General features: G+C 58.1%; 19 protein-coding genes. 2 read left to right on the top strand and 17 right to left on the bottom strand.

The features are described from left to right. Positions 1-117: 117 nt before the first annotated feature. Complete coding sequence (locus tag ACTLLP_RS03010) at positions 118-717, top strand: lytic transglycosylase domain-containing protein (protein ID WP_441060599.1); 600 nt, start codon at positions 118-120, stop codon at positions 715-717. 21 nt (positions 718-738) lie between these two features. Here the strand turns inward: ACTLLP_RS03010 and ACTLLP_RS03005 are convergent, their stop codons facing one another. Next, positions 739-2,556, bottom strand: coding sequence for a polysaccharide deacetylase family protein (locus tag ACTLLP_RS03005; protein ID WP_441060597.1), 1,818 nt, complete (start codon positions 2,554-2,556; stop codon positions 739-741). Positions 2,557-2,695: 139 nt separating this feature from the next. Here ACTLLP_RS03005 and ACTLLP_RS03000 point away from each other — a divergent pair, with 139 nt between their 5' ends. Next, a complete protein-coding gene (locus ACTLLP_RS03000) occupies positions 2,696-3,955 on the top strand; it encodes an SLC13 family permease (RefSeq protein ID WP_441060595.1) in 1,260 nt (419 codons plus the stop codon). Here the strand turns inward: ACTLLP_RS03000 and ACTLLP_RS02995 are convergent. From ACTLLP_RS02995 to plsX, 16 genes are all read right to left on the bottom strand, one after another. After that, the gene (locus ACTLLP_RS02995; RefSeq protein WP_441060593.1) at positions 3,918-6,944 is read right to left on the bottom strand and encodes an AAA family ATPase; all 3,027 of its coding nucleotides are present in this window, start codon (positions 6,942-6,944) and stop codon (positions 3,918-3,920) included. The genes ACTLLP_RS03000 and ACTLLP_RS02995 overlap by 38 nt on opposite strands. Next, the gene (locus ACTLLP_RS02990) at positions 6,932-8,065 is read right to left on the bottom strand and encodes a metallophosphoesterase family protein (protein WP_441061603.1); all 1,134 of its coding nucleotides are present in this window, start codon (positions 8,063-8,065) and stop codon (positions 6,932-6,934) included. The genes ACTLLP_RS02995 and ACTLLP_RS02990 overlap by 13 nt, the downstream gene beginning before the upstream one ends. 198 nt (positions 8,066-8,263) lie before the next feature. Further along, positions 8,264-9,436, bottom strand: a complete 1,173-nt coding sequence (locus ACTLLP_RS02985; RefSeq protein ID WP_441060591.1) for a class I SAM-dependent rRNA methyltransferase — start codon at positions 9,434-9,436, stop codon at positions 8,264-8,266. A gap of 14 nt (positions 9,437-9,450) precedes the next feature. Continuing rightward, the gene (locus ACTLLP_RS02980) at positions 9,451-10,776 is read right to left on the bottom strand and encodes an amidohydrolase (protein ID WP_441060589.1); all 1,326 of its coding nucleotides are present in this window, start codon (positions 10,774-10,776) and stop codon (positions 9,451-9,453) included. A gap of 36 nt (positions 10,777-10,812) precedes the next feature. Next, entirely contained in the window at positions 10,813-11,460 is a 648-nt protein-coding gene (locus tag ACTLLP_RS02975; RefSeq protein ID WP_441060588.1) for a class II aldolase/adducin family protein, read from the bottom strand. Between the two features lies 1 nt (position 11,461). Next, a complete protein-coding gene (locus ACTLLP_RS02970; protein ID WP_441060587.1) occupies positions 11,462-12,712 on the bottom strand; it encodes an adenosylhomocysteinase in 1,251 nt (416 codons plus the stop codon). Between the two features lie 3 nt (positions 12,713-12,715). Beyond that, complete coding sequence (mtnA, locus tag ACTLLP_RS02965; RefSeq protein WP_441060585.1) at positions 12,716-13,765, bottom strand: S-methyl-5-thioribose-1-phosphate isomerase; 1,050 nt, start codon at positions 13,763-13,765, stop codon at positions 12,716-12,718. Then, positions 13,762-14,565 carry an S-methyl-5'-thioadenosine phosphorylase gene (mtnP, locus tag ACTLLP_RS02960; protein WP_441060584.1) on the bottom strand — a complete coding sequence of 268 codons (804 nt, stop codon included), beginning with the start codon at positions 14,563-14,565 and terminating at the stop codon, positions 13,762-13,764. Before mtnP ends, mtnA begins: the two co-directional genes overlap by 4 nt. Before the next feature lie 13 nt (positions 14,566-14,578). Further along, a complete protein-coding gene (ftsY, locus tag ACTLLP_RS02955) occupies positions 14,579-15,484 on the bottom strand; it encodes a signal recognition particle-docking protein FtsY (protein WP_441060582.1) in 906 nt (301 codons plus the stop codon). A 2-nt stretch (positions 15,485-15,486) separates the two neighbouring features. Then, positions 15,487-16,176: a ribonuclease III gene (rnc, locus tag ACTLLP_RS02950; protein ID WP_441060581.1), complete on the bottom strand. Its 690-nt coding sequence runs from the start codon at positions 16,174-16,176 to the stop codon at positions 15,487-15,489. A gap of 87 nt (positions 16,177-16,263) precedes the next feature. Continuing rightward, a complete protein-coding gene (gene fabF, locus ACTLLP_RS02945) occupies positions 16,264-17,505 on the bottom strand; it encodes a beta-ketoacyl-ACP synthase II (RefSeq protein ID WP_441060579.1) in 1,242 nt (413 codons plus the stop codon). A gap of 25 nt (positions 17,506-17,530) precedes the next feature. Beyond that, positions 17,531-17,773: an acyl carrier protein gene (gene acpP / locus ACTLLP_RS02940; protein ID WP_441060577.1), complete on the bottom strand. Its 243-nt coding sequence runs from the start codon at positions 17,771-17,773 to the stop codon at positions 17,531-17,533. A 36-nt stretch (positions 17,774-17,809) separates the two neighbouring features. Further along, on the bottom strand, positions 17,810-18,553 hold the full coding sequence (fabG, locus tag ACTLLP_RS02935; RefSeq protein WP_441060575.1) for a 3-oxoacyl-[acyl-carrier-protein] reductase: 744 nt from the start codon (positions 18,551-18,553) through the stop codon (positions 17,810-17,812). Next, positions 18,550-19,494 carry an ACP S-malonyltransferase gene (gene fabD, locus ACTLLP_RS02930; protein ID WP_441060573.1) on the bottom strand — a complete coding sequence of 315 codons (945 nt, stop codon included), beginning with the start codon at positions 19,492-19,494 and terminating at the stop codon, positions 18,550-18,552. Before fabD ends, fabG begins: the two co-directional genes overlap by 4 nt. 9 nt (positions 19,495-19,503) lie before the next feature. Further along, entirely contained in the window at positions 19,504-20,484 is a 981-nt protein-coding gene (locus ACTLLP_RS02925) for a beta-ketoacyl-ACP synthase III (RefSeq protein ID WP_441060571.1), read from the bottom strand. A gap of 11 nt (positions 20,485-20,495) precedes the next feature. Continuing rightward, complete coding sequence (gene plsX, locus ACTLLP_RS02920; protein WP_441060569.1) at positions 20,496-21,506, bottom strand: phosphate acyltransferase PlsX; 1,011 nt, start codon at positions 21,504-21,506, stop codon at positions 20,496-20,498. Positions 21,507-21,626: the final 120 nt, after the last annotated feature.

Genomic DNA, 21,626 nt, shown 5'->3' with positions numbered 1-21,626 from the left:
TCACTTCCCAGCTCTTAGCGCGCACCGTCTATAAAAGAAGATCTCGCTGTACCCGAGCGGTACTTTTTGATACAATAGTTTCCAAAGTTTATACAACGCCCTAAAGGGGGGTGGCCGATGGAGACGGGAGCCATCGGTGAATTTGCCCGCGCGACGGTTTCCCAAGATCGCCACGCGGGAGGTGCTTCGTCTTTCGCGGAGCTCTTCCGGCGCCTGGAAAAAGAATATAACTTGCCGCCTGGTTTGGTAGAGGCGGTGGCGCAGGCTGAATCGGGCCTTAATCCCCGGGTTGTCTCTGAGGCGGGAGCGATGGGGCTGATGCAATTGATGCCGGGGACAGCCAGCGCTTTGGGAGTTGTGGACCCTTTCGACCCAGTGCAAAACGCCACAGCAGGAGCTCTTTACCTCAGCCAGTTGCTGGAGCAATTTGGCGGCGATCTGCGTCTAGCTCTAGCGGCTTACAACGCCGGTCCTGGAGCGGTGGAGCATTATCGAGGTATTCCCCCTTACCCGGAAACGCAAGCTTACGTGCAGCGAGTGCTACAGCACATGCAGGCGCCCTCGGGAGGGTCTCCGACGGTTCCCAGAACCTTTGATCCCAAGCCGAGCGGAGAAGTTCTGGCTTACCAACACCTGACTATGGTGCTGGCTTACGCACGGATATTATGGTTACAGACGGCCTTTTCCCCTCTTCTGGAGCTAGACCAGTGGGAATAATTCTTCTTCTCACCAGGAGGATTAAGGCGTAGCGAAATCCGCCAGCAGGTTTATCTGGGTAGCATCTTTCTGGCACGTCAAGTAGCACCAACCCCCCTGGTACTCGGCACACCACCCGGATGGCACACGCCGCAAGGCGCGATCGGGCCCGAGATAAATCGCCAACGCTATCCCCCGCAGGCCCCGGGGGTTAGCTAGTTCCACCTGGTAGCGCTGGCCGCCATCCAGGCTCGCGCGCCAGGTGGTGCAAGCGCGGCGGTTAAGGAAGTCAGCCACCTGCTCCATGGTAGCCACTTGAAGTTTCCCCTGCCGCTGAAACTCCAGCAGCTGAGCGTGGAGGTGCTGCAAGACTTGATGAGCGTAAGGGTAAGCAGCAGCGTGGGTGTACACGGTGCGAACCACCCGCCGCCGGGAACAAAAGGTGGCAAGTTCATCGATCCACTTAATAACTTCTTCCTGAGCAACTCCTTGCCTACTCAACTCTTCCAGGCAGGCCCACCGCCCGCAGGGCGTCACCGGGAACTCCCAGATATCACCCTTGAAGGGCTGCCCCTCAAGCCAGGGGCGTTGAGGCGCCGAGCCGCCATTGCCTGGGCTGTAGAAGGCTACTACTCCATGTTCCGCCAGCCAGCGCGTGACCCAAGGAGGATGGTTACCCCCAGGAGCGCTGTACTCGCGCACCGGCCTACCGGCGAGCTCCTGCAGGCAGGTCAAGTTGCGCTGGATATACTCCTTAGCTTGGTCAGAAGGGGTATTTACCACCTGATAGGCAAAATAATCGTGAGCCCAGCCACCGTGAGCACCCAGAGAAGCGCGCCGCGCTATACCCCGCACCAACTCGGCCCGATCCGGTCTCAGCGCGTCGAACCCCAAACCATCTCCCGGCTTGCGGCAGTCGGGACCGGCGGTGATATGCACTGAAAAGGGTATGCGCTCATCGAGTATCCCTTCCTGGAAGAGTTGAGCCAAGGAAGGGGCCCAGACGCTACTGCATACGTGAATATTAACCACTAATGTACCTCTTCCCTCTGGAGCATTAACTAAGTGGGGCAGGCGAGCGTAGGCGAAGAGAAAAGTGGTCAAAATGGATCGCAGAGGCAGGTCGTCGGTGCGCTGTTTGAGCCAGGCCAGAGGCAGATTTACATAAAGGGCAGTACCCCCACCAGGATAACGTTTCTCAGTGATAATTGGTGTGGAGCCAGACCAAGCCAGTACCGAAGCAGAAACGGCTTCCGCCTTAAAATGCCGGTATTTGAGTTTGCCGTAACCATAACCTGTAATGGTTCCCTGGTGGTCGTATTTGCCCGGAGGGAAACCCCAAATCCGGGCCCGGCTCGGGCTGCCGAAAGAGCAATAGCCTTCTTCCCACTTGGCACCCACCTTCACCCCTAACAACTCGCTGCCGAGCAGCTGGCACTGGCCCGCATCGCTGACCACCAGAAGTTGGCCCTTTTCGTGGCTGACGTACTGCCGCAGGAGCTGCACCTCTGCTGGAGTGAGATCTTGATTTTCTCCTTCCAGAAGGATAAGAGCTCCGTACTGCCGCGCCAGATCCGCTGCCGGCACCTGGGCAAGCTTAGGGCGAGGCAATATTTGATAAAGCACTCCCTCCTCCTGCAGAACCGCTTCGTAAGCCGCTAATACGAGGGGGTTACGGACAGGGGAGGAAGTCACCAAACCCACTTGTAGCCCCGAAGGGGGAGAAAGAAGCCTGGCCACGGGGTAACCGGAACCGGCGCGAGCTCCATTGCCCTGTTCCACTACCGCACCCAGAGCGATTATGAAAGCTACCAGCGCCACCAATAACAGCGCCTGACTTCGGCGTCTCCAAAAGCCCATCCTGCCCCTCCCGGCCTTACAACAGAGTTTATCCTCATTGTTACCGCTGGTAAACTTATTTACTATCCAATTTTTCATTATTCTCCAGCGGGTTCACCAATCCTTCTTCTGCTACAATAGCGGTGGAGGCGAAAACCTTTTGCAGCTTACCGACCTTATGACTCTGGTGATCCTGCTATTCGTTTACGGCGGGATAGCCACGCGCAGTCTTCACAAGCGGAGAAGGCCCCTCTGGTTCTTTTTTCTAGTAGGAGCTCTGGCAATGGTGGCCACTGGCATCGTGACTCCTCGGGAGGCCTGCGCTGCAATCGATTTCAGAGTGTTGCTCTTGCTCTGGGCACTGTCAGTGATTGCCGCCGGCCTCAAGCTGTCGGGAGCACTTCGCCGGCTAGGGTGTACGCTGCAACACCGGACTAGCGGTTGGAAAACCTTGGCCCTTTTTTTCGTTGTCTTCGGTGTAGCTTCGGCTTTTATATTAAACGATTCGTTGGCCATTATAGGCACCCCGATAGCCATCTACCTGGCCCGAATCACCGGGGTGGAGAATTTCCCTTTCCTGTTAGCACTAGCCTTCGCCCTTACCATAGGAAGCGAACTCACTCCCATGGGCAATCCCCAGAATCTCTTAGTGGCCCTAGCCAGCGGTATGCCCGCCCCGGTATTTACCTTTATCCGCCATCTATTTTGGCCCACCTTGATCAATGGGTTGGGTGCTCTAGGGATGGTGCTGCTAGCTTTCCGCAGCAGCCGCAAATTGCCGTACCGCCAAACAGAAGAAGAATTTCCCTACGATTTCCGGTTGCAAAACGCCACTTTCATAGCGCTAGGGATAACCGTTATCGGCTTTCTCTTGCTCGACGGGCTCCGGCTGCTCGGCTATCAGCCTCCGGTAAAGATGGTCGAAGTAGCTTTAGTTGGAGCGGTAGCGCTACTGGGCCTGAATAAGCGGAAGGGGGAAATTTTACGCGAGCTCGATTGGGGGGTGTTGTTATTATTCGTCGGTTTATTTGTGGTTACGCGGGGGTTGGAAAACTGCCGTCTGACCCACCTTATTACCGGCTGGCTGCCGCCCCCCGCTTCCGGCCATGGGCTGTTAGTAGTTCTTTTTCCCGTCACCCTTCTAAGCCAAATAATCAGCAACGTACCCGCAGTGATGCTCTACCTTCCGATTATGAAAGCCGCCAACTTTTCCCCGTTAGCCACTAGCGCCTGGCTGGCCCTGGCCGCTGGCAGCACAGTAGCCGGTAACCTGACCCTTCTAGGAGCAGCCAGCAACCTGATCATTGCCGAGGCAGCCGAAGCAGAAGGGGGAAGATTGGCGTTCTGGCGCTTTTTTAAGTACGGATTGCCGCTGACTCTCTTCAATACCCTAGTTCTTTACTACTTTCTATCGCGTTAGTGCCCGGATTCACCGTACGCAGAGATACCTCGCTGCCCCAGGAAAGAAAATCGGGGTCGTGGGTTAATAGCAGAAGTTGGTGGTGCTGCGCCAAGTGCTGAAGGCTAGCGCCGATACGCTGTCGCCGTTGCCGGTCGCAGTTGGCAAAGCAGTCGTCGAAAATATAAGGAAGCCGCAGCGGAAGGTCCAGCCGCTCTCCGAGAGCTAAACGCAAAGCAAGATAAAGTTGGTCCTGCGCCCCCCGACTAAGTTGGGTCAAGGCCAGTTCTCGCTCCCTATCTTTGACTACAACAGTGAAATTGGGAGTAAATTCTACCCGCCGCTCAGAACAGCCAGTGAAAGAAGCGAAATAAGAAGTGGCGGACTGAGACAATTTTTCCCGGTAAGTGGAGTAATATTCCTGCGCTGCCGCTTCTAATTCGCCATAGGCTAAAACCAGAGCTTTCATTTCCAGGCGCAGGCGTTGGTATTGCTGTTGCTTATTAGATAAATCTTCTTCCAATTGGGCTAGGTTGACCGTTTCCTGCCCCTCCAACTGCGCCTGCCGGCGCAAAAGATCTCGCTCCCGCTCTTCTCCTTCCTGCAACCTGCGCTGCAACTCCTCCAGTTCCTCTAAAAGCCTCTGGTAATTTTCTTCTACCTCTACTCCTTCCTCCCCAGGAGCGGGAAGGCCCGGATGCTCTTGCACCAGCTGATCCCACTGATAGCGCAAGGCGCTGGCCCGGTTGGAAGCCTCATGGTAGCTGCGTTCCAAATCGCAAAGCTGACGCTCCCCCAAAAGTCCCCGCAGTTCCTGTTTGGTGGCCAACAGGTGCTGCTCCTTCTCTCTATAAGCCTGATAGCGTTCCCAGGCGCGCTGGAGCTCGTACTCTACCGGAGCCAAGACCACCTCCAGGCGTCGCCGTCTCTCTTCCAGTTCCAGAGCCAGTTTTTGCTTTTCGTTCTGCAGGCGCCGGCAGCGATTAGTAATTTCCTCTTCTTTCGTCCGCTCTTCTCTTACCTGCTCCCGCAAGCGACGAGCTTGCTCCTCCGCTGAGGCCCAGTGCTCTGGAGGAAGGCTGCGGCAGGAAGGAGGGATTTCGCGCTCCAATTCCTGAATCTGAGCCCGCAAAGTAGCCACTTTCTCCGGCGTAATCTCACCCATCACCCACTGCTGCGCCTCTTCTCGCAGGGTTTTCCAAATCGTTGCTTGCTCGCTTAATTGGGCCCAAAAGTGCTCGTTAAGAGAGATTAGCCAGGCACCGATCTCCGGGAGATTGTTTACTTCCTTCCCTAGCAGTCGAGCCAGAACAGCGTAAGCTGGAGCAGGGTAGGCCAGCCGCTCCAGCGGGGTGTCGGATAGTTTCCGCCAGTCGATTCCCCAAGCGCTTTGGGACAGGATAGCCAGACGCCGTTGGCGCTCCTCTAGCTCCCGCCACCTTTTTTCCCGACCCAACCAGTAGCTTACTACCGCTCCGCACAGCGCAAGCAGGAACAACGCTAAGGGCCAGGAGTAGAACTTCCCCAGCGCGCTAACCACCGCACCAAGCGCCAGGAAAAAAGGCAATAACCAGCCGACGCGCCTTCCAGTCGCTCTCCGATAAGTGCCCTCCCGCGACCGCTCGTCACTCGCCCCTCCTATTCCGGGCGGAAAAGCTGGCGCGGCCTCGCGATAACCAGCCAGCGCTTCCTGAAACTCTTGCCACCGGGAGAGGAATTGACCGGCCAGTCCGCGCAGGCGCCGCACCTCCGCTACTGGATCGCTACCCAGGAGAGCGAAATCAGGCAATTGGGCCAGAGATCCTTCGATCCGCTCCCGCTCCTTCAGGCCTTCCTGGTAACGAGCCAGCTGCTCCCGCAAGCGCTGCCACTCCCTAAGTTGCAATCCCAGCCGTGGGCGCTCGGCCCACCCGGCCAAGGGGCCCTGGAGCTCTCGCTCCGCCTGTGCCCGCCTTTCTTTACAGGCGATTAATGCCTGCTCTTGCTCTTGCAGCTCCTTTTCTTTACCAGCCATCGCCTCCTCCACCCGGCGTATCTGGTCCAATTCCTCGGGGAAAGAGGCCGGGGCAGACACCCACTCTGGGTAATCGCGCTTGAGAGCGGAGTCTATTTGTTCGAGCTTCTCTTTCAGGCGCCGCGCCCGATCCAGTTCCGCCCAGGACCGCTCTTGCTCCCGCACCGCTTCCTGGTAGCGCAGTGCCAGGTTGCTCCAATCAGACCACGCCTTTTTTAAGCCGTTCTTGCGCTGCCACTCCGCCCGCCAGCAATTGAGTTGCTCTCTTTGCTCCTCCAGCTCGCGGGCCAGAACGGCCATCTCTTCCACCACCTCCAGGGCCTCCTTCTGCCGGCGCCGCAACTCTTCCAATTCCCGCTCCAGCTGCTCTAGCCGCCGATCCTGGCGAGCGTCGGAACCCAACCCCCACTGGCGGAGATTCCGAGTCAGGCCTCTGATCTTTTCCAGAAGGCGGTTCGCCGCTACCTGGTAAGAGGCGTCCCCGGAGATCAAGCGCTGTACCTCTTCCCCCAGAACACGCCCCTCCGGTAAAGGCTGGGTTAGGCAAAAGGTGGCCTCGAAGAGCTCGCGGGAGGTAAAACCGAGCAGGCTCTCCAGAAAGTTGAGGTAATGGGCGATCCGGCGCTGCGATCCGGGGTTATGCACTTCCTGCCATAGCTTTTTCCATCCTCCCCCATCCCAAAGCCACAAGCAGACCCGATTGTTTTCAAAGCAACGCTCCAGGCGGTAGCGGGTATCGCCCACCAGTAGCTCCAGCGCGCCGGAGAACTTTTCGGCTCCGTGCCAGTGCAGAAAGCGGGCGGTACCGAAGTTCTCCGGATTGCTGCTGCGGGGAAGACCGAAAAGAACCGCGGTCAGACCGGCAACCAAAGTGGATTTACCCCGCTCGTTGTCGGCCACGTACACGTTAAGTCCCGGAGAAAAGGTGAACTCCACCTCTTCCTGGTAGCAGCCAAAGCCGGCTAAACGCAGCGAGCTCCAGATCAGCGCCGACAAATATCCACCCCCTCCTTCAGCGCCAGCAACCCTTGTTTCAGCGCCAGCCGCACTAATTCGGCTTCGTCCTCGTCACGCGCTTGCTCTAGCCGAGCCTGCAGGCGGCGAACGAAGAGCCCCCGCACGGTGGGCTCGGCCGCCCACTCCGTCAACCACTCCGATTGCCACACTTGAGTTGCATCCACCAGCTCCAAATAGCGGCAGCGCTGGCCACAACGCGCTTCCAGATCTCGCAAGGACTCTTCGCTCAAAGGAAAAGAAGCGGTGCCTGTGAGTCGGATTCGCAGCAACTCCTCTTCGGCCGATAGCTCCGATAACGTCCGCTCCAGCTCGGCGAGGTCGCGGCAGGCGGTAAGATCCAGTTCCACCACTTTCCAGGAGGCCACCTTCACCGGCTGGAGCTCCAGCCGCGCCTGTTCTCCATCCAGCTGCACCAGTGTAAAAAAGCCAACGCCCGGGTCGGCGAAATTTTTACCCGCCACCATGCCCGCGTAATTAGCCATTTTCCCACCCCAACAAAACTTCCCTCCCTGGTGGATATGCCCCAGGGCCACATAATGATAGCCAGCTTGCCTCAGCGCTGCGGTCGCCAGGACAGGGCTGCGATCGCCGCTTTCCCAGTCCAGCGAAGCGTGAAAGACCGCAACCGTGATTCCTTCCGGGGGTGCCGGGGGAAGCCGCTCCAGGATGCTTTTCCCCTTGGTGGTTATCCCTTCCACGTAGGCCATGCTCACTAAGTGGCAAAGCTGGCCCTTCACCTCCAGGGTAGTGAGGAGCTCCGGCTGGGGATTGCGAACCAGCAAGCCGGGCCAGCGCTCCCCTTGTTTTCGGTAAACCGAGTTATAATAGGTTATTTCATCGTGGTTGCCCGGAACGGTCACCACGTGAACTCCACTGTCCACCAGGCGCCTGAGTTGAGCGATGACTTCCTCCACCAGCCGTGGGGGCGGAGCGTGATGATCGAAAAGATCGCCAGCAATCAACACCAGGTGAACTTCCCGCCCCAGCGCCATATCCACCGCTCGTCGCAAGAGCTCGTCCCTTTCCCGCGCCAACTCTTGGCGCAAAGGCGAGGGAAGGGGGGGCTGATAACCCAGATGCAAATCGGCCAGGTGCAACACCCGGAGCAAAGCTTCACCTTCCCTTCTCTCCGGAATGAACCTTGGCCTTGGTTACTGATGTTAAACCATGCAGCCGCTACTCCATATCATGGAGGACATAAATTCATCCGACTTCAGCTGGCAACCAGGCCTTATTTATCGCTTTCGCCATTTATTCACATATATCCTGCCACGGATAGGCTTTATGACCAACTTGGGTTAGATTATTTGAAAAAGTCCACCTTTAAGATAGTAAGTCTCTGGGACTGAGGGTAGTATTGTGTGGTCGCGAGCCTGGCGGCGAAACTCTGCCAAGCGCAAGGTGCGCCTCGCGTCGCGCGCGGCGTCCAGCACCATTTCCCAAAAAAGTTCCTCGCGGAGATGGTAGGAGCAGGAGCAGGTGAAAAGCCATCCCCCTGGGCGCAAAAGCTTGAGCGCCCTCAGGTTAATTTCCTTGTACCCGCGGAGAGCGGAAGGCAATGCCTCCTTGCTTTTGGTAAAAGCGGGAGGATCCAAAATAACCAAATCAAATTGCTCCCCCGCTCGCACCAGACGGCGCAATTCGTCAAAAGCATTAGCTTGGTAGCAATGGATTTTATCCTCCAACCCGTTGAGCCGGGCGTTTTGCTGGGCCAACTCCAGGGCTTCCGCTGAAATGTCCACCGCCAGCACCTCCCGAGCTCCCCCAGCGGCTGCCGCCACCGCAAAGCCCCCGGTATAGCAGAAACAGTCTAGCACCCGCATCTCCGCAGTTATCTCGCTGAGGAGTTGGCGGTTTTCTCTCTGGTCGAGAAAGAAACCGGTTTTTTGCCCCTGGTAAAGATCGGCCACAAACCGCCGATTACCCTCGGAAAAGACTACCCGGGACGGCACCTCCCCGCTTAGCGGGCCGGAGCGTGGGAGCAAGCCTTCCCGCTCCCGCCCGACGCCCTCGCTGCGTTCGTAAATGCCTTTGGGGACCAGGAGCTCTTGGAGCAAGGATACAAGTAGCGAACGAAAGCGCTCCATGCCTAGAGTCAACAGCTGCAAAACTATGTAATCCCCATAGCGGTCCACCACCAGACCGGGCAGGAAATCTCCTTCCCCGTTAACCAAGCGGTAAGCTTCCGCATTTTTCACGACGCGCCGACGGTAGTCCAATGCCAGGGTAAGCCGCCGGCGAAAGAAGTCGGCACCCACGGGTTCGTCCTCCCGGGTGAGAAGCCGAACCGCTATCTGCGAAGCCGGGTTGAAGTATCCTTTCCCCAGGAACCTACCTCGCGCGTCGTAAAGCGCCGCTATTTCCCCCGGTTCCCAAGCGCCACAGACTTCCTGGATCTCTCCGGCGTAAACCCAGAGATGACCGGCTAGCAAGCGCTTCTCCTTACCCGGTCGGAGAATTATCCGTGCCAAACGATCCCCTTTCCTCATGCCAGTAAGCTGCGTCGCGGCAGCTTCTGCCCCACCAAGCGGCGGGCAGCTTCTCGGCAGCGCTGCATGATTTCTGCTGGGTCGAGGGTTAGAAGCCTTCCCCCCTCCACGACTATCCGCCCGTTCACCACCACGGTGTCCACGTCGGAGGCGCGAGCGGCGTAAACTAGGTGGGAAACTGGGTCGTGCGGGGGCTGCAGGTGGGGTCGCGCCAGATCTACCAACACGATATCCGCCTTCTTTCCCACTTCCAAGGTACCGATCTCCCGCTCCAGCCCCAGCGCCCGAGCTCCGCCCACGGTGGCTAATTCCAGCGCTCGGTAAGCAGGCAAAGCTTCTGGGTCCTGCCGACTGACCTTGGCCAAGAAAGCCGCGGCCCGCATCTCCTCCCACATATCGAGGTTATTATTGCTGGCCGCGCCATCGGTTCCCAGGGCCACCGTTACTCCCGCCGACAAGAGCTCGGTCACGGGAGCAATGCCGCTGGCCAGCTTCATGTTGCTTTCGGGGCAAGTGCAAATTGCCGCCGAGCGCTGGGCTAGAAACTCCTGCTCGGCAGGGGAGAGGTGGACACCGTGAGCCGCCAACACCGGCACTTCGAAAACTCCGGAGTTGGCCAGCATCTCCACCGGAGAAACGCCGTATTGCCGTCGGATTTCCTCCACCTCATGCACCGTTTCCGCCAGGTGAATGTGAATCCCTACTCCCAACTGGCGGGCCAGAACCACTACTTCCTCCAGGTAGCCTGGCGGACAGGTGTAAGGAGCGTGGGGACCTAACATGCAAGTGATGCGCCCGCAGGCCCCCCCGTGCCAGCGCCGGACAAAAGCCTCGCTCTCTTTAAGCGCCTTCTGAGCTCCGGGAAGCGTACCGATCAGGCCCCGAGCCAATGAGGCTCTCATTCCGCTCTTGGTCACCGCCTCCGCCACTTCGTCCATGAAGAAATACATATCAGCAAAGGTGGTGATCCCCCCCAGGAGCATCTCGGCGCAAGCCAACAAGGTGCCCCAGTAAACGTCCTCGCCCCGGAGCTTGGCTTCTAGCGGCCAGACGGCCTCTTCCAGCCAGCTCTTGAGCGGCAGGTCATCGGCGTAGCCCCGGAAAAGCGTCATGGCGGCATGGGTATGGGCGTTAACCAGCCCGGGTAAAGCTAGCAAGTGCGCGCCGCGTATAACCCGATTGGGAGCGAAGTCGGCGGGTACGCCTTCCGTCGGCCCCACATAGGTGATACGATCCTCATCCACGGCTATTGCTCCATCCTTGATGATGGCCTCGGGACCAGTTAGAGGAAGCACGGTAACCCCCTTGATTAGTAGCCGCATTGAACTCACCACCCACCTTAAACGATTAGAGCGGAGTTAAGAACGGCGTTGACCGTAATCGCGTAAAAAGCGCTCCCGCAAGGAACGCACCTCTTCCGGCGCTAAAGGCACCGGACCCCCTAAGAGACAGGACCAAAGGTAAATCTGAGCGCTTTTCTCCACCACCTGCACTACCAGCCAAGCTTCGTCCAGGGTCGCTCCCACTCCCACCAGTCCGTGGTGGGCCAGCAGCACCGCCTTTCCTTCGCCCAGAGCAGCGGCTGCGGCCTGAGCTAACTCTGGGGTTCCTGGGGGAGCATAGGCAGCCACGGGCACTTCACCACCCAAAATTTGCGCCTGTTCCTCGGTGCAAGGAGGGAGAGGGTGACGCGAGGCGGCCAGGGCCATGCTAGCCACGCTGTGAGTATGCACCACGGCGTTCAGATCTGAGCGCCTTCGGTAAAGCGTCAGGTGAAGGTGAAGTTCGGTGGAAGGGCGCCATTTCCCCTCCACCAGATTCCCTTGTAAATCCACCAGGATAATATCCGCCGGCGTTAGCTCGTCGTAAGGAAGCCCACTGGGGGTTATGGCCACCACGTCGCCCTCGCGGGCGGAAACATTACCCCAGGTGCCCAGCACCATTCCAGTAGGCACCAGATCCTTTCCCACCCGGACCACCGCCGCCCGCAACTTTTCTAGTCGCACCTTATTCCCCCTCCCAGGAACTCAGATAGGCTTCCTGCTCAGGAGTCAAACGGTCGATCTCTAATCCCCAGGCGGAAAGGCGGAGCTTCGCCACTCTCTGGTCAAGTTCTGGTGGCAGCGGATGCACTCTGGGAGGCAAGTGTGCCCCTCGCTCCAAAAGGTAGCGTGCAGCCAGCAACTGTAAGGAAAAGGAGAGGTCCATAATTTCCGCCGGGTGACCATTTCCCGCAGCTAGATTTACCAAGCGCCCTTGCCCCAGTAAGTAAAGCCTGCGCCCGTCCTGCATCTGGTAGGCGATGATGTTTTCCCGCACCTCCTCCTGGAGCACTGACAAACGGACCAAGTCGTCCAGGTTAATCTCCACGTTGAAGTGACCAGCGTTGGCCAAGAGGGCACCGTTTTTCATGCGCTGGAAATGTTCGGCGCGTAGCACGTCGCGGCAACCGGTGGTGGTGATAAAAATGTCACCTTGGGCGGCAGCCTCCAAAGAAGGCAGCACTTCCAGGCCATCCATTACCGCCTCCACCGCTTTGATAGGATCGACTTCGCACACGATAACCCGCGCTCCCAAACCCCGAGCTCGGAGGCTAACTCCCTTGCCGCACCAACCATAGCCGCAAACCACCACCGTTTTCCCGGCCACCACTAGATTGGTGGTATGCATGATGGCTGCCCAAACCGATTCCCCGGTGCCATAGCGATTGTCAAAAAGATACTTCATGCGGGCGTTGTTGACCGCCACCATGGGGAATAAAAGTTTTCCCTCGCGCTCCAGAGCCTTTAAGCGCAAAACCCCGGTGGTGGTCTCTTCACAGCCGCCGATAACTTCTCGGGCCAGATCCGCTAGCTCGGTGTGGAGGAGGTACACCAGATCCCCCCCGTCGTCGATAACCAGATGAGGTCTGGTGGCCAGCGTGAGACGCAAATGCTCCCGATATTCTTCCGGGGTAGGGTTATACCAAGCAAACACCTTGATGCCGGAAGCGGCCAAAGCGGCGGCGATATCGTCTCGGGTAGAAAGGGGATTGGAGCCGGTGACCGCCACTTCAGCCCCCGCCGCCTGCAGGGTAAGTGCCAGGTTAGCGGTTTTGGCCTCCAAGTGAATGCATAGAGCCACCCTGACTCCCGCCAGAGGTCGCTCTTCTTTCATCTCTTCGCGCAAGGCCGCCAACACGGGCATATGCGCCGCTACCCAGGCTATTTTGCGGGCACCAGCCGGTGCCAGGCTAGGATCGCGGATAAATTGCGGCAATATTCACTCACCTTCTTCCCGCTGATGCTGAGCAAAGAGTTTCAGATTCTCGGCCAAAGGAGGATAGACTACTCCTCTTTCCGTGATAAGAGCTGTGAGCAGCGAAGCTGGAGTCACATCGAAGGCGTAGTTTTTCACCTTGACCCCTGCAGGCGCCACGTTTACTCCACCAAAATGGGTCACCTCTTCCGCCGACCGCTCTTCGATGGGAATAGTCTTTCCATCGGGAGTGGCTCCATCCACGGTAGAGAAGGGCGCAGCCACGTAAAAGGGAACCTGGTGCTCCCGAGCCAGCACCGCCAAGGTGTAGGTGCCAATTTTGTTGGCCACGTCGCCGTTAGCCGCCACTCGATCGGCTCCTACCACCACGGCGTCTACCTCCCCCCGCGCCATAAGATAACCAGCCGCGCTATCGGTAATCAAAGTAACAGGAATCCCCTCCTGCAAGAGCTCCCAAGCGGTAAGGCGAGCGCCTTGCAGCAAGGGACGGGTCTCGTCCGCATAGACCATAGCTACCTTACCCGCTGCGTGAGCCGCCCGCACCACCCCCAGGGCAGTACCGTAGCCGCAGGTAGCCAGAGCTCCGGCATTGCAATGAGTCAAAATCCGAGCTCTCCAAGGTAGCAAAGCGGCCCCGAAGGCCCCGATGGCCCGGTTGGCCCGCACGTCTTCTTCCTCCATAGCGCGCGCCGTTTTTTCCAGAGCCGCCAGCACCACTTCTGGTTCTTCCCCCCGGTGACTGCTCGCCACCCGCAGCTGCCGCTGCACCGCCCATTGCAGGTTAACCGCGGTGGGGCGCGCCGCTGCCAATTCCTCCGCCGCCAGTTGCAGCCGTTCCCAGAAAGATTCTGGCGAGTTCAAGGCTTCCCGCGCTGCCAGAACCAGCGCGTAGGCCGCGCTTACCCCGATAGCCGGAGCTCCCCGAACACTCAAGCGCTGGATGGCAGCGATGACCTCGCGGTAGTCGGTCAGACGCAGGTAGGTAACTTCCCAAGGCAAGCGGGTTTGATCCAGCAAAACCAGCGCCCCGTCTTCCCAAGCGATGGGCTTCACTTCGGCTCCCCCCCGGTCACCGGACCTGCGACTGCCCGGTGACAGATGGGACAGACGCGGGTTGCATCGATCCAGTAAACCGCCTGCCACAACAGCTGGCGCAGTTCTTTTTCCTTGGCTTTCATCATAGCCACCACCTCTTCGTGACTCAGGCGGTAAGGAGCAATTCCAGCCGCAAAGTTAGTAACCAGAGCCACTGAGGCGTAGCAGATCTCTGCCTCCCGCGCTAGAACCACTTCGGGCACCCCGGTCATCCCCACCAGGTCACCACCCAAATGCTGAAACATCTTAATTTCCGCCGGTGTCTCGAAGCGGGGACCCTCGGTGCAGACATAGGTGCCACGCTCGTGCACCGGAAAGCGCAAGGTCCGGGCTGCCCGCACCAGCAAGTCCCGCAAATCCGGACAATAGGGCTGGGTAAAGTCCACGTGTACCACCCCTTCGGGGCCCCCGTCGAAAAAGGTGCTAGGCCGCTGCCGGGTGAAATCCAGGAACTGATCTAGAACCACGAATTCCCCGGGTTTCATCTGGGGGTTCAACGAGCCCACCGCCGCTGTGGCTAAGATAAACCGCACCCCCAGCTTCTTAAGCCCGGCCAAGTTGGCCCGGTAATTGATCCGGTGCGGGGGTACGCTGTGCGCCGTGCCATGTCGAGGAAGAAAGGCCACTTCCTTGCCCCGCCACTGTCCGCAAAAAACCTTGATCTCCCCGTAAGCCGTGGATACCCGCTCCTCCCGCGGATCTTCCAACAGGTGGGGATCGTAAACTCCTGTGCCTCCTATGACCGCAATAGCCGGCACAACCTCACCCCCTTTAAGCGAAAATGGCCGCCACAAACTCGGAGGGGTTAAAGGGAGCTAGATCTTCCATTCTCTCTCCGGTACCGATGAACTTTACCGGTAAACCCAACTCCTTGCGGATGGCGACCACCACACCGCCCTTAGCCGTGCCATCCAGCTTGGTCAGCACGATGCCCGTAAGGCCGGTAACTTCCTGGAAAAGACGAGCCTGACTCAAAGCGTTTTGGCCAGTGGTGGCATCCAGCACCAACAAAACCTCGTGGGGAGCTCCCTCCAACTCGCGTCCAGCCACCCTGGCGATCTTACCGAGTTCAGCCATTAAATGAGCCTTATTGTGTAGCCGACCGGCGGTGTCAGCGATCACCACGTCCACCCCTCGCGCCTTGGCCGCCTGCAAGGCGTCGAAAACCACCGCTGCCGGGTCCGAACCCTCTTTTTGCCGCACCAGCGAAGCCCCCGTCCGCTCCGCCCACACCTCCAATTGATCGATGGCCGCTGCCCTAAAGGTATCCGCAGCCGCCAGCAAAACTTTCTTACCCTGCTGCTGAAAAAAATAGGCCAGCTTCCCGGCCGTGGTGGTCTTACCGGTACCGTTCACCCCTACCAGCAAAATCACCGCGGGCGGAGTCGGGGGTAATAAAAGGGGCGCGGGGGGACCCAGGAGCTGGAGCATCTCTTCCTGCAACAGGCGCCGCAGATCCTCCGCTTCCTCGATGCGCTCCGCCTTCACGCGCGCCCGCAACCGCTTTATTAACTCTTCGGTAGCTGGCACCCCCACATCGGCCAAAATAAGCGCATCCTCCAGTTCTTCGTAGAGTTCCTCGTCAATCTTCCGGCGCTTGAGCACCGTATCGATTTTGGCCGTAAAGCTCTCCCGGACCTTTCCCAAGCTTTCCTTAAGGCGATTGAAGAAACCCACCGTTAACCCTCCTCCCCAGCCAAGCGGCGCCAAGCCTCACGGGCCGCGTGCTGCTCCGCTTCTTTTTTAGAACGCCCCGCCCCTTGACCTAGGCAGCGCCCCCGATAGTAAACCCCTACCAGAAAACGCTTGGCGTGATCCGGTCCCTCTTCCTGTAAAACCTCGTAGACAATGCGCTCCGGAGAACCCTTTTGCAGCAACTCCTGGAGCTCGGTTTTATAATCCCGCTCCATTCGACCCTCCAGCACATCTTCCAGCAGCGGCTTTAACCTAGCAAGAGCAAAGTCAGCCGCCGTCTCCAGGCCCTGATCTAAATAAATAGCCCCCAGCAGGGACTCAAAAGCGTCGGCCAACAGCGAAGGTCGCGTACGGCCACCCGATTTCTCTTCCCCTCGTCCCAGCAACAAGACTTCGCCGATACCCAGATCTTCGGCCACCCGAGCCAAGCTGGATTCGCACACTAAAGCGGCGCGCAAGCGCGTTAACTCGCCCTCACTTTTATGGGGAAAGGTGCGGTACAAATAGTCGCTCACTATTAGAGAAAGGACAGCATCGCCCAGAAACTCCAGACGTTGATTGTGCTCCACTCCCGCGTGCTCGTAAGCGTAAGAAGGATGGGTTAGTGCCACTCGGAGGAGTTTCTCTTCCCGCCACACCAAACCCAATTGCTCCTTGAAGCTGGTAAGATCCATTAAGCTTTTAAACCCCCAAATACTATTCGGGGGCTAACGACCGGATCTCCTTCCCGGTCGTGCCCCGCCGTTAAAATGCCCACAGCTTTAACCCGAGTAGCGCTTAAAAATCAGGGTGGCATTATGCCCCCCAAAACCAAATCCGTTGGAAAGGGCCACCTCAACCGGTGCAACTCGAGCCTGGTTGGGAACGTAATCGAGATCGCATTCAGGGTCGGGGTGTTCGTAATTGATAGTGGGAGGTATAACCCCGTGAGTAATACTCAGCACGCAGGCAGCAGCTTCCACTCCGCCGGCGGCTCCCAGCATGTGCCCCGTCATCGACTTGGTGGAACTTACCGGCAAGCGGTACGCCCCCGCCCCAAAAACTTTTTTAATGGCTAAAGTCTCCACCTTATCATTAAGAGGAGTAGAGGTGCCGTGCGCATTGATATAGCTTACCTGCTCCGGCTCCAGACCGGCATCGGCCAGAGCTCGGCGCATGGCCTTAGCCGCCCCCTCCCCTTCGGGATCGGGAGCGGTCATATGGTAACCATCGCAACTCTGACCGTAGCCCACTACCTCCGCGTAAATGCGCGCTCCCCGCGCCTGAGCGTGCTCCAAGCGCTCCAAAACTAGAACCGCCGCCCCTTCGCCAATGACAAACCCGTCGCGGGTGGCATCGAAAGGGCGACTAGCACGTTCGGGATCCTCGTTGCGAGTAGACATCGCCCGCATAGAGCAAAAACCAGCTATGGCCAAAGGAGTAATGGCTGCTTCGGTTCCCCCAGTCAGCATAACCTGGGCCTCTCCCCGCTGCAAAACGCGGAAGGCCTCCCCGATGGCGTGATTGGAAGAAGCGCACGCCGTCACCACCGTGCTGTTGGGACCGTAAAAGCGATAAGTAATGGCAATCTGCCCCGCAGCCATATTAGCAATCATCATCGGCACGAAAAAGGGACTGACCCGGCCGGGACCCCTTTGGAATAGCACCTGAGCCTGCTCTTCTAAAGTATAAATGCCCCCCACCCCGCAGCCCAAGATCACCCCCACCTGATCGGCATCCAGGCATCCAGGCTCCAGAGCCGCGTCCTTTAAAGCCATGCCAGCCGCCGCCAGAGCGAACTGGGCGTAGCGATCTAAATGACGCGCCTCGCGCTTGTCCAGATAGGAAGTGGGATCAAAATCACGCACTTCAGCCGCTATCTGGGTGCGATAAGACGAGGGATCGAAGTGGGTTATGCGCCTCACGCCCGACCGCCCCTCTATCAAGGCCTGCCAAAAAGCCTCTTTGCCAATCCCTATAGGGGTGAGTATCCCCAGTCCGGTAACCACTACCCGACCTGACAAAGCTCCGTAAACCTCCTACCACCTTTTACAGACGCTCCTGAATGTAACGGACAGCATCCCCTACCGTCTTGATCTTTTCCGCCTCTTCATCAGGGATCTCCATCTCGAACTCTTCTTCCAACGCCATCATAAGCTCCACCAGATCCAGAGAATCGGCTCCTAGATCATCAATGAAAGAAGCCTCCATAGTTACATCTTCTTTTTCTACACCCAGCTGCTGAGCCACAATTTGCTTGATCTTCTCGAACACGGCCGCCGTCGAAGACATGCGCTGCCTCACCTCCTTTCTACGATCAAAATTTTATTAAAGGGAAAGTCCCCCGTCTATACCTATGACCTGACCGGTGAGATAAGCCGCTTCCTCGCTAGCCAAGAAAGCAACCAGCGCGGCCACCTCCTCCGGCCTTCCGAAGCGCCCCAAAGCGCAACGGCGCAGGAGTTCCTGCTGCGCCTCCTCGGGTAAGGCCGCAGTCATCTCCGTGAGTATAAAGCCGGGAGCCACGGCATTGACCGTGATTTGTCGCGAACCCAACTCTTTGGCCAGTGCTTTGGTGAAACCTACAAGACCAGCCTTGGCCGCAGCGTAATTGGCCTGCCCCGCGTTGCCATAAAGCCCTACCACGGAACTCAAGTTGATGATGCGCCCCCAGCGCGCTTTTATCATATAGCGCGCCGCCGCCCGGGAGGTAAGAAAAGCGCCTTTCAGATTGACCGCCAACACGCGATCCCAATCTTCTTCTCTCATCCGCACCAGCAGGCTGTCCCGGGTAATACCGGCGTTATTAACCAGTATGTCGATCCCACCGTAGTGCTGGACGGTGAAATCCACTAACTCTTGCGCCTCCTGCGCCTTGGAAACATCCGCTCCCCGAGCTATGGCCTCCCCCCCTGCCTGGCGGATTCCCTCCACCACTCGCTGCGCCTCTTCCTCGCGCTGCACGTAGTTAACCACCACCCGAGCTCCGGCGGCAGCCAGGGTTTCGGCCACCGCTTTACCGATCCCTCGAGAAGCTCCGGTCACCAGCGCCACTCTGCCACCAAGTTTCATTCTTTCTCCTCCGTCAATGCCGATATAGTACGCCGGAGCGAAGCCTCGTCCTCCACGTTGAAAGTGGCGACCGTGGAGCAGATGCGCCGGATAAGACCCGTCAACACCTTACCCGGCCCCAATTCCACAAAGACTGTGACCCCATCCTGAATTAGACGGCGCACGCTCTCCTCCCAGCGCACCGGACTAGTCATCTGCTTCATCAACGCCTTCTTAATATCGCTTGCCCGGTAAGCGTAGTCAGCCGTGACATTGAGCACCACCGGGAAAGCCGGTTTCTTCAGCGCCACCCCCTCTAACTCTTGAGAAAAGAGCTCCGCCGCCCGTCGCATAAGCGAGGAGTGAAAGGGTCCGCTTACCGGCAGGAGCACCGTCTTTTTAGCCCCTTCTTCCTTCGCCGACTGAGCCGCCACCTCCAAAGCCGCGATATGCCCTGAAAGCACAATCTGGCCGGGACAGTTGAAGTTGGCCACTTCCACCACCCCTGATCCTCTCCCCGCCGCCAGCACCCTTTCCAGCTTGCCTTGCGGCAATCCCAGGAGGGCCAACATCCCCCCTTCTCCCAAAGGGATGGCTTCCTGCATGAGCTCGCCCCGTCGCCGTACCAGGCGCAGAGCAGTGGGGAAATCTAGAACCTCAGCCGCCACCAGAGCGGAAAATTCCCCCAGGCTATGGCCCGCCACCGCTTCGGGGAGTTTTCCCCCCTGTTCCAAATACACCCGCCAGCAAGCTACGCTCACGGTTAATATCGCGGGTTGAGTGTTCATGGTCTGCGAGAGTAGGCCAGCCGGACCCTCGAAACAGAGCCGGCTCAAGGGAAAGCCCAGAATGGCATCGGCCTCGACAAAGACTTCTCGAGCAACCTCGTAGCGCTCGTATAAATCCAGCCCCATCCCTACATACTGCGACCCCTGCCCGGGAAAGACGCCGGCCACTACCATAGCATCACCTCAATAGCGCATTAGTAGAGCTCCCCAAGTAAGCCCGGCCCCAAAAGCCACCATGAGAATACAACTCTCCCCTGGCTTAATCCTGCCCGCTTCCCGTGTCTCGTAAAGCGCCAGGGGAATAGAAGCCGCAGAAGTGTTGCCATAACGGTCGATATTCAAGGCCACCCTTTCCGGCGGGAGACCCAGGCGCTTCGCCAGCGCATCGATAATGCGAGCGTTGGCCTGGTGCGGTATAAGGTAATCTATAGCCGTGCTGGGAAGCTCCGCCCGCCTGAGCACTTCCAGAGCCGCTTCTTCCATGGCCCGCACCGCAAACTTAAAAATCTCCCTACCGTTCATGTACAAGTAGTGCAATTTTTTCTCCACCGTCGCCTGGCTGGCGGGAAGACGGGAACCGCCAGCAGGCATCTTTAAGAGATCTTTCCCGCTGCCGTCGGCCCGCAGATAAAAAGAGAGTATCCCCCGGGGTGGTTCAACCGAACTCAGCACCGCCGCCCCGGCCCCGTCTCCCAATAGCACACAGGTACTGCGGTCTTCCCAATTAGTAACCCGAGAAAGAGTTTCAGCCCCTATCACCAGAACATGCCGGTAGCTGCCGGTAGCCACAAATTGAGCTCCTACCGCCAGAGCGTAAATAAAACCGCTACACCCAGCCTCCAAATCGAAAGCTGCGGCCTTAGAGGCCCCCAGATTAGCCTGCACCAAACAGGCGGTGGCGGGAAAGAGCATATCGGGAGTGGCGGTGGCCACGATGATCAGATCCACTTCTTCCGGACTCAGTTTGGCATCGATTAAAGCCGCCTGAGCCGCCTTGGTAGCCAGGTCGGAGGTGCTTTCCTCCGGAGCAGCCAGGCGCCGCTCCCTTATCCCCGACCGCTCCCTGATCCACTCGTCGCTGGTGTCCACCATTCGCTCCAGATCGAAGTTGGTCAGCACCTTCTCCGGAACGTACACCCCTAAACCAATTATACCTACCCGCAAAGGAGGGCCACTCAACACAGCTCTACCCCTTTCGCATTATTGAGCGACTTTATTCCTTCGACAATCCTGGCCACCAGGTCGCAGCGGATCGCCTCAGCAGCTACCCGCAAAGCGTTTTTAATGGCGTTAGCCCGCGAACAGCCGTGCGCCCCTATCACTACGCCGTTGACCCCTAGTAAAGGAGCTCCCCCGTATTCAGAGTAATACAACCGCCTACGCAAAGAGCGCAGAAAAAAAAGAGCGGGCAGAGACAGCAGCCGAGCAGGCAAGCTGCGGGACAATTCTTGCCGCAGCATGGCCTCCACCGCCTGCACCATTCCCTCCGCACTCTTCAGGACCACGTTGCCCACGAAGCCATCGCAGACCACAACGTCGGCACGACCGCTAAAAATATCCCGGCCTTCCACATTGCCGATGAAATTAAGCGGTAGTTGGCGCAAAAGAGGAAAGGTAGATAAAGTAAGTTCGTTTCCCTTGTTGTCCTCCTCCCCGATACTCAGGAGACCTACGCGAGGGGAGGATAAGCCTAAAATCTGCTGAGCATAGACAGAAGCCATAACGGCGAACTGAAGCAAATTAAAAGGTTTTACATCTACATTGGCACCCGCATCTATAAGCAATGTACGCCCTGCCGGATTGGGTAGCTGGACCATTAACGCCGGTCGATCTATCTTAGGGATCCGCCCCAGAATAAGCATGGATGCCGCCAGCAGAGCTCCGGTGTGGCCCGCCGATACAGCCGCGTCCGCTGCTCCTTCCTTGAGAAGCTCCACTGTCCGGACCAGAGAAGAACGCCGCTTTTTCTTCACCGCCTGAACCGGCGACTCCCCCATTTCGATAACCTCGGGAGCGTCCACGAGGTGAAGTTTTGCTTCGCTGCCGGGAGGCAGTAGGGATCGCAGACGCTCCTCCGGACCCACTAGATAGATCTCCAAATCCCAAGATCTAGCAGCATCCACCGCCCCTTCCACCGTAGCCATAGGAGCGAAATCGCCCCCCATAGCATCGAGCGCTATACGCAAATTCTTACCCTCCATACCACGAAGAGTGTTAGCGGCAATCTGGTTGCATTATACAATCATTATCCGCAAGTGCAAAGTGCTAATGACCATAACCCTCGCCGGTCACCTCTAAGCCACCGC

The sequence above is a fragment of the Desulfothermobacter acidiphilus genome (assembly GCF_052073645.1).
Lineage (GTDB): Bacteria > Bacillota > Desulfotomaculia > Desulfotomaculales > Ammonificaceae > Desulfothermobacter > Desulfothermobacter acidiphilus.
Note: the sequence above shows the minus strand (reverse complement) of the source record. Positions and strands in the feature narration are given on the sequence as shown.

Coding starts and splice junctions, on each gene's coding strand:
- ACTLLP_RS03010 (WP_441060599.1), top strand. CDS start 118: ATGGAGACGGGAGCCATCGGTGAATTTGCCCGCGCGACGGTTTCCCAA.
- ACTLLP_RS03005 (WP_441060597.1), bottom strand. CDS start 2,556: ATGGGCTTTTGGAGACGCCGAAGTCAGGCGCTGTTATTGGTGGCGCTG.
- ACTLLP_RS02980 (WP_441060589.1), bottom strand. CDS start 10,776: ATGCGGCTACTAATCAAGGGGGTTACCGTGCTTCCTCTAACTGGTCCC.
- rnc (WP_441060581.1), bottom strand. CDS start 16,176: ATGGATCTTACCAGCTTCAAGGAGCAATTGGGTTTGGTGTGGCGGGAA.
- acpP (WP_441060577.1), bottom strand. CDS start 17,773: ATGTCTTCGACGGCGGCCGTGTTCGAGAAGATCAAGCAAATTGTGGCT.
- fabG (WP_441060575.1), bottom strand. CDS start 18,553: ATGAAACTTGGTGGCAGAGTGGCGCTGGTGACCGGAGCTTCTCGAGGG.
- fabD (WP_441060573.1), bottom strand. CDS start 19,494: ATGGTAGTGGCCGGCGTCTTTCCCGGGCAGGGGTCGCAGTATGTAGGG.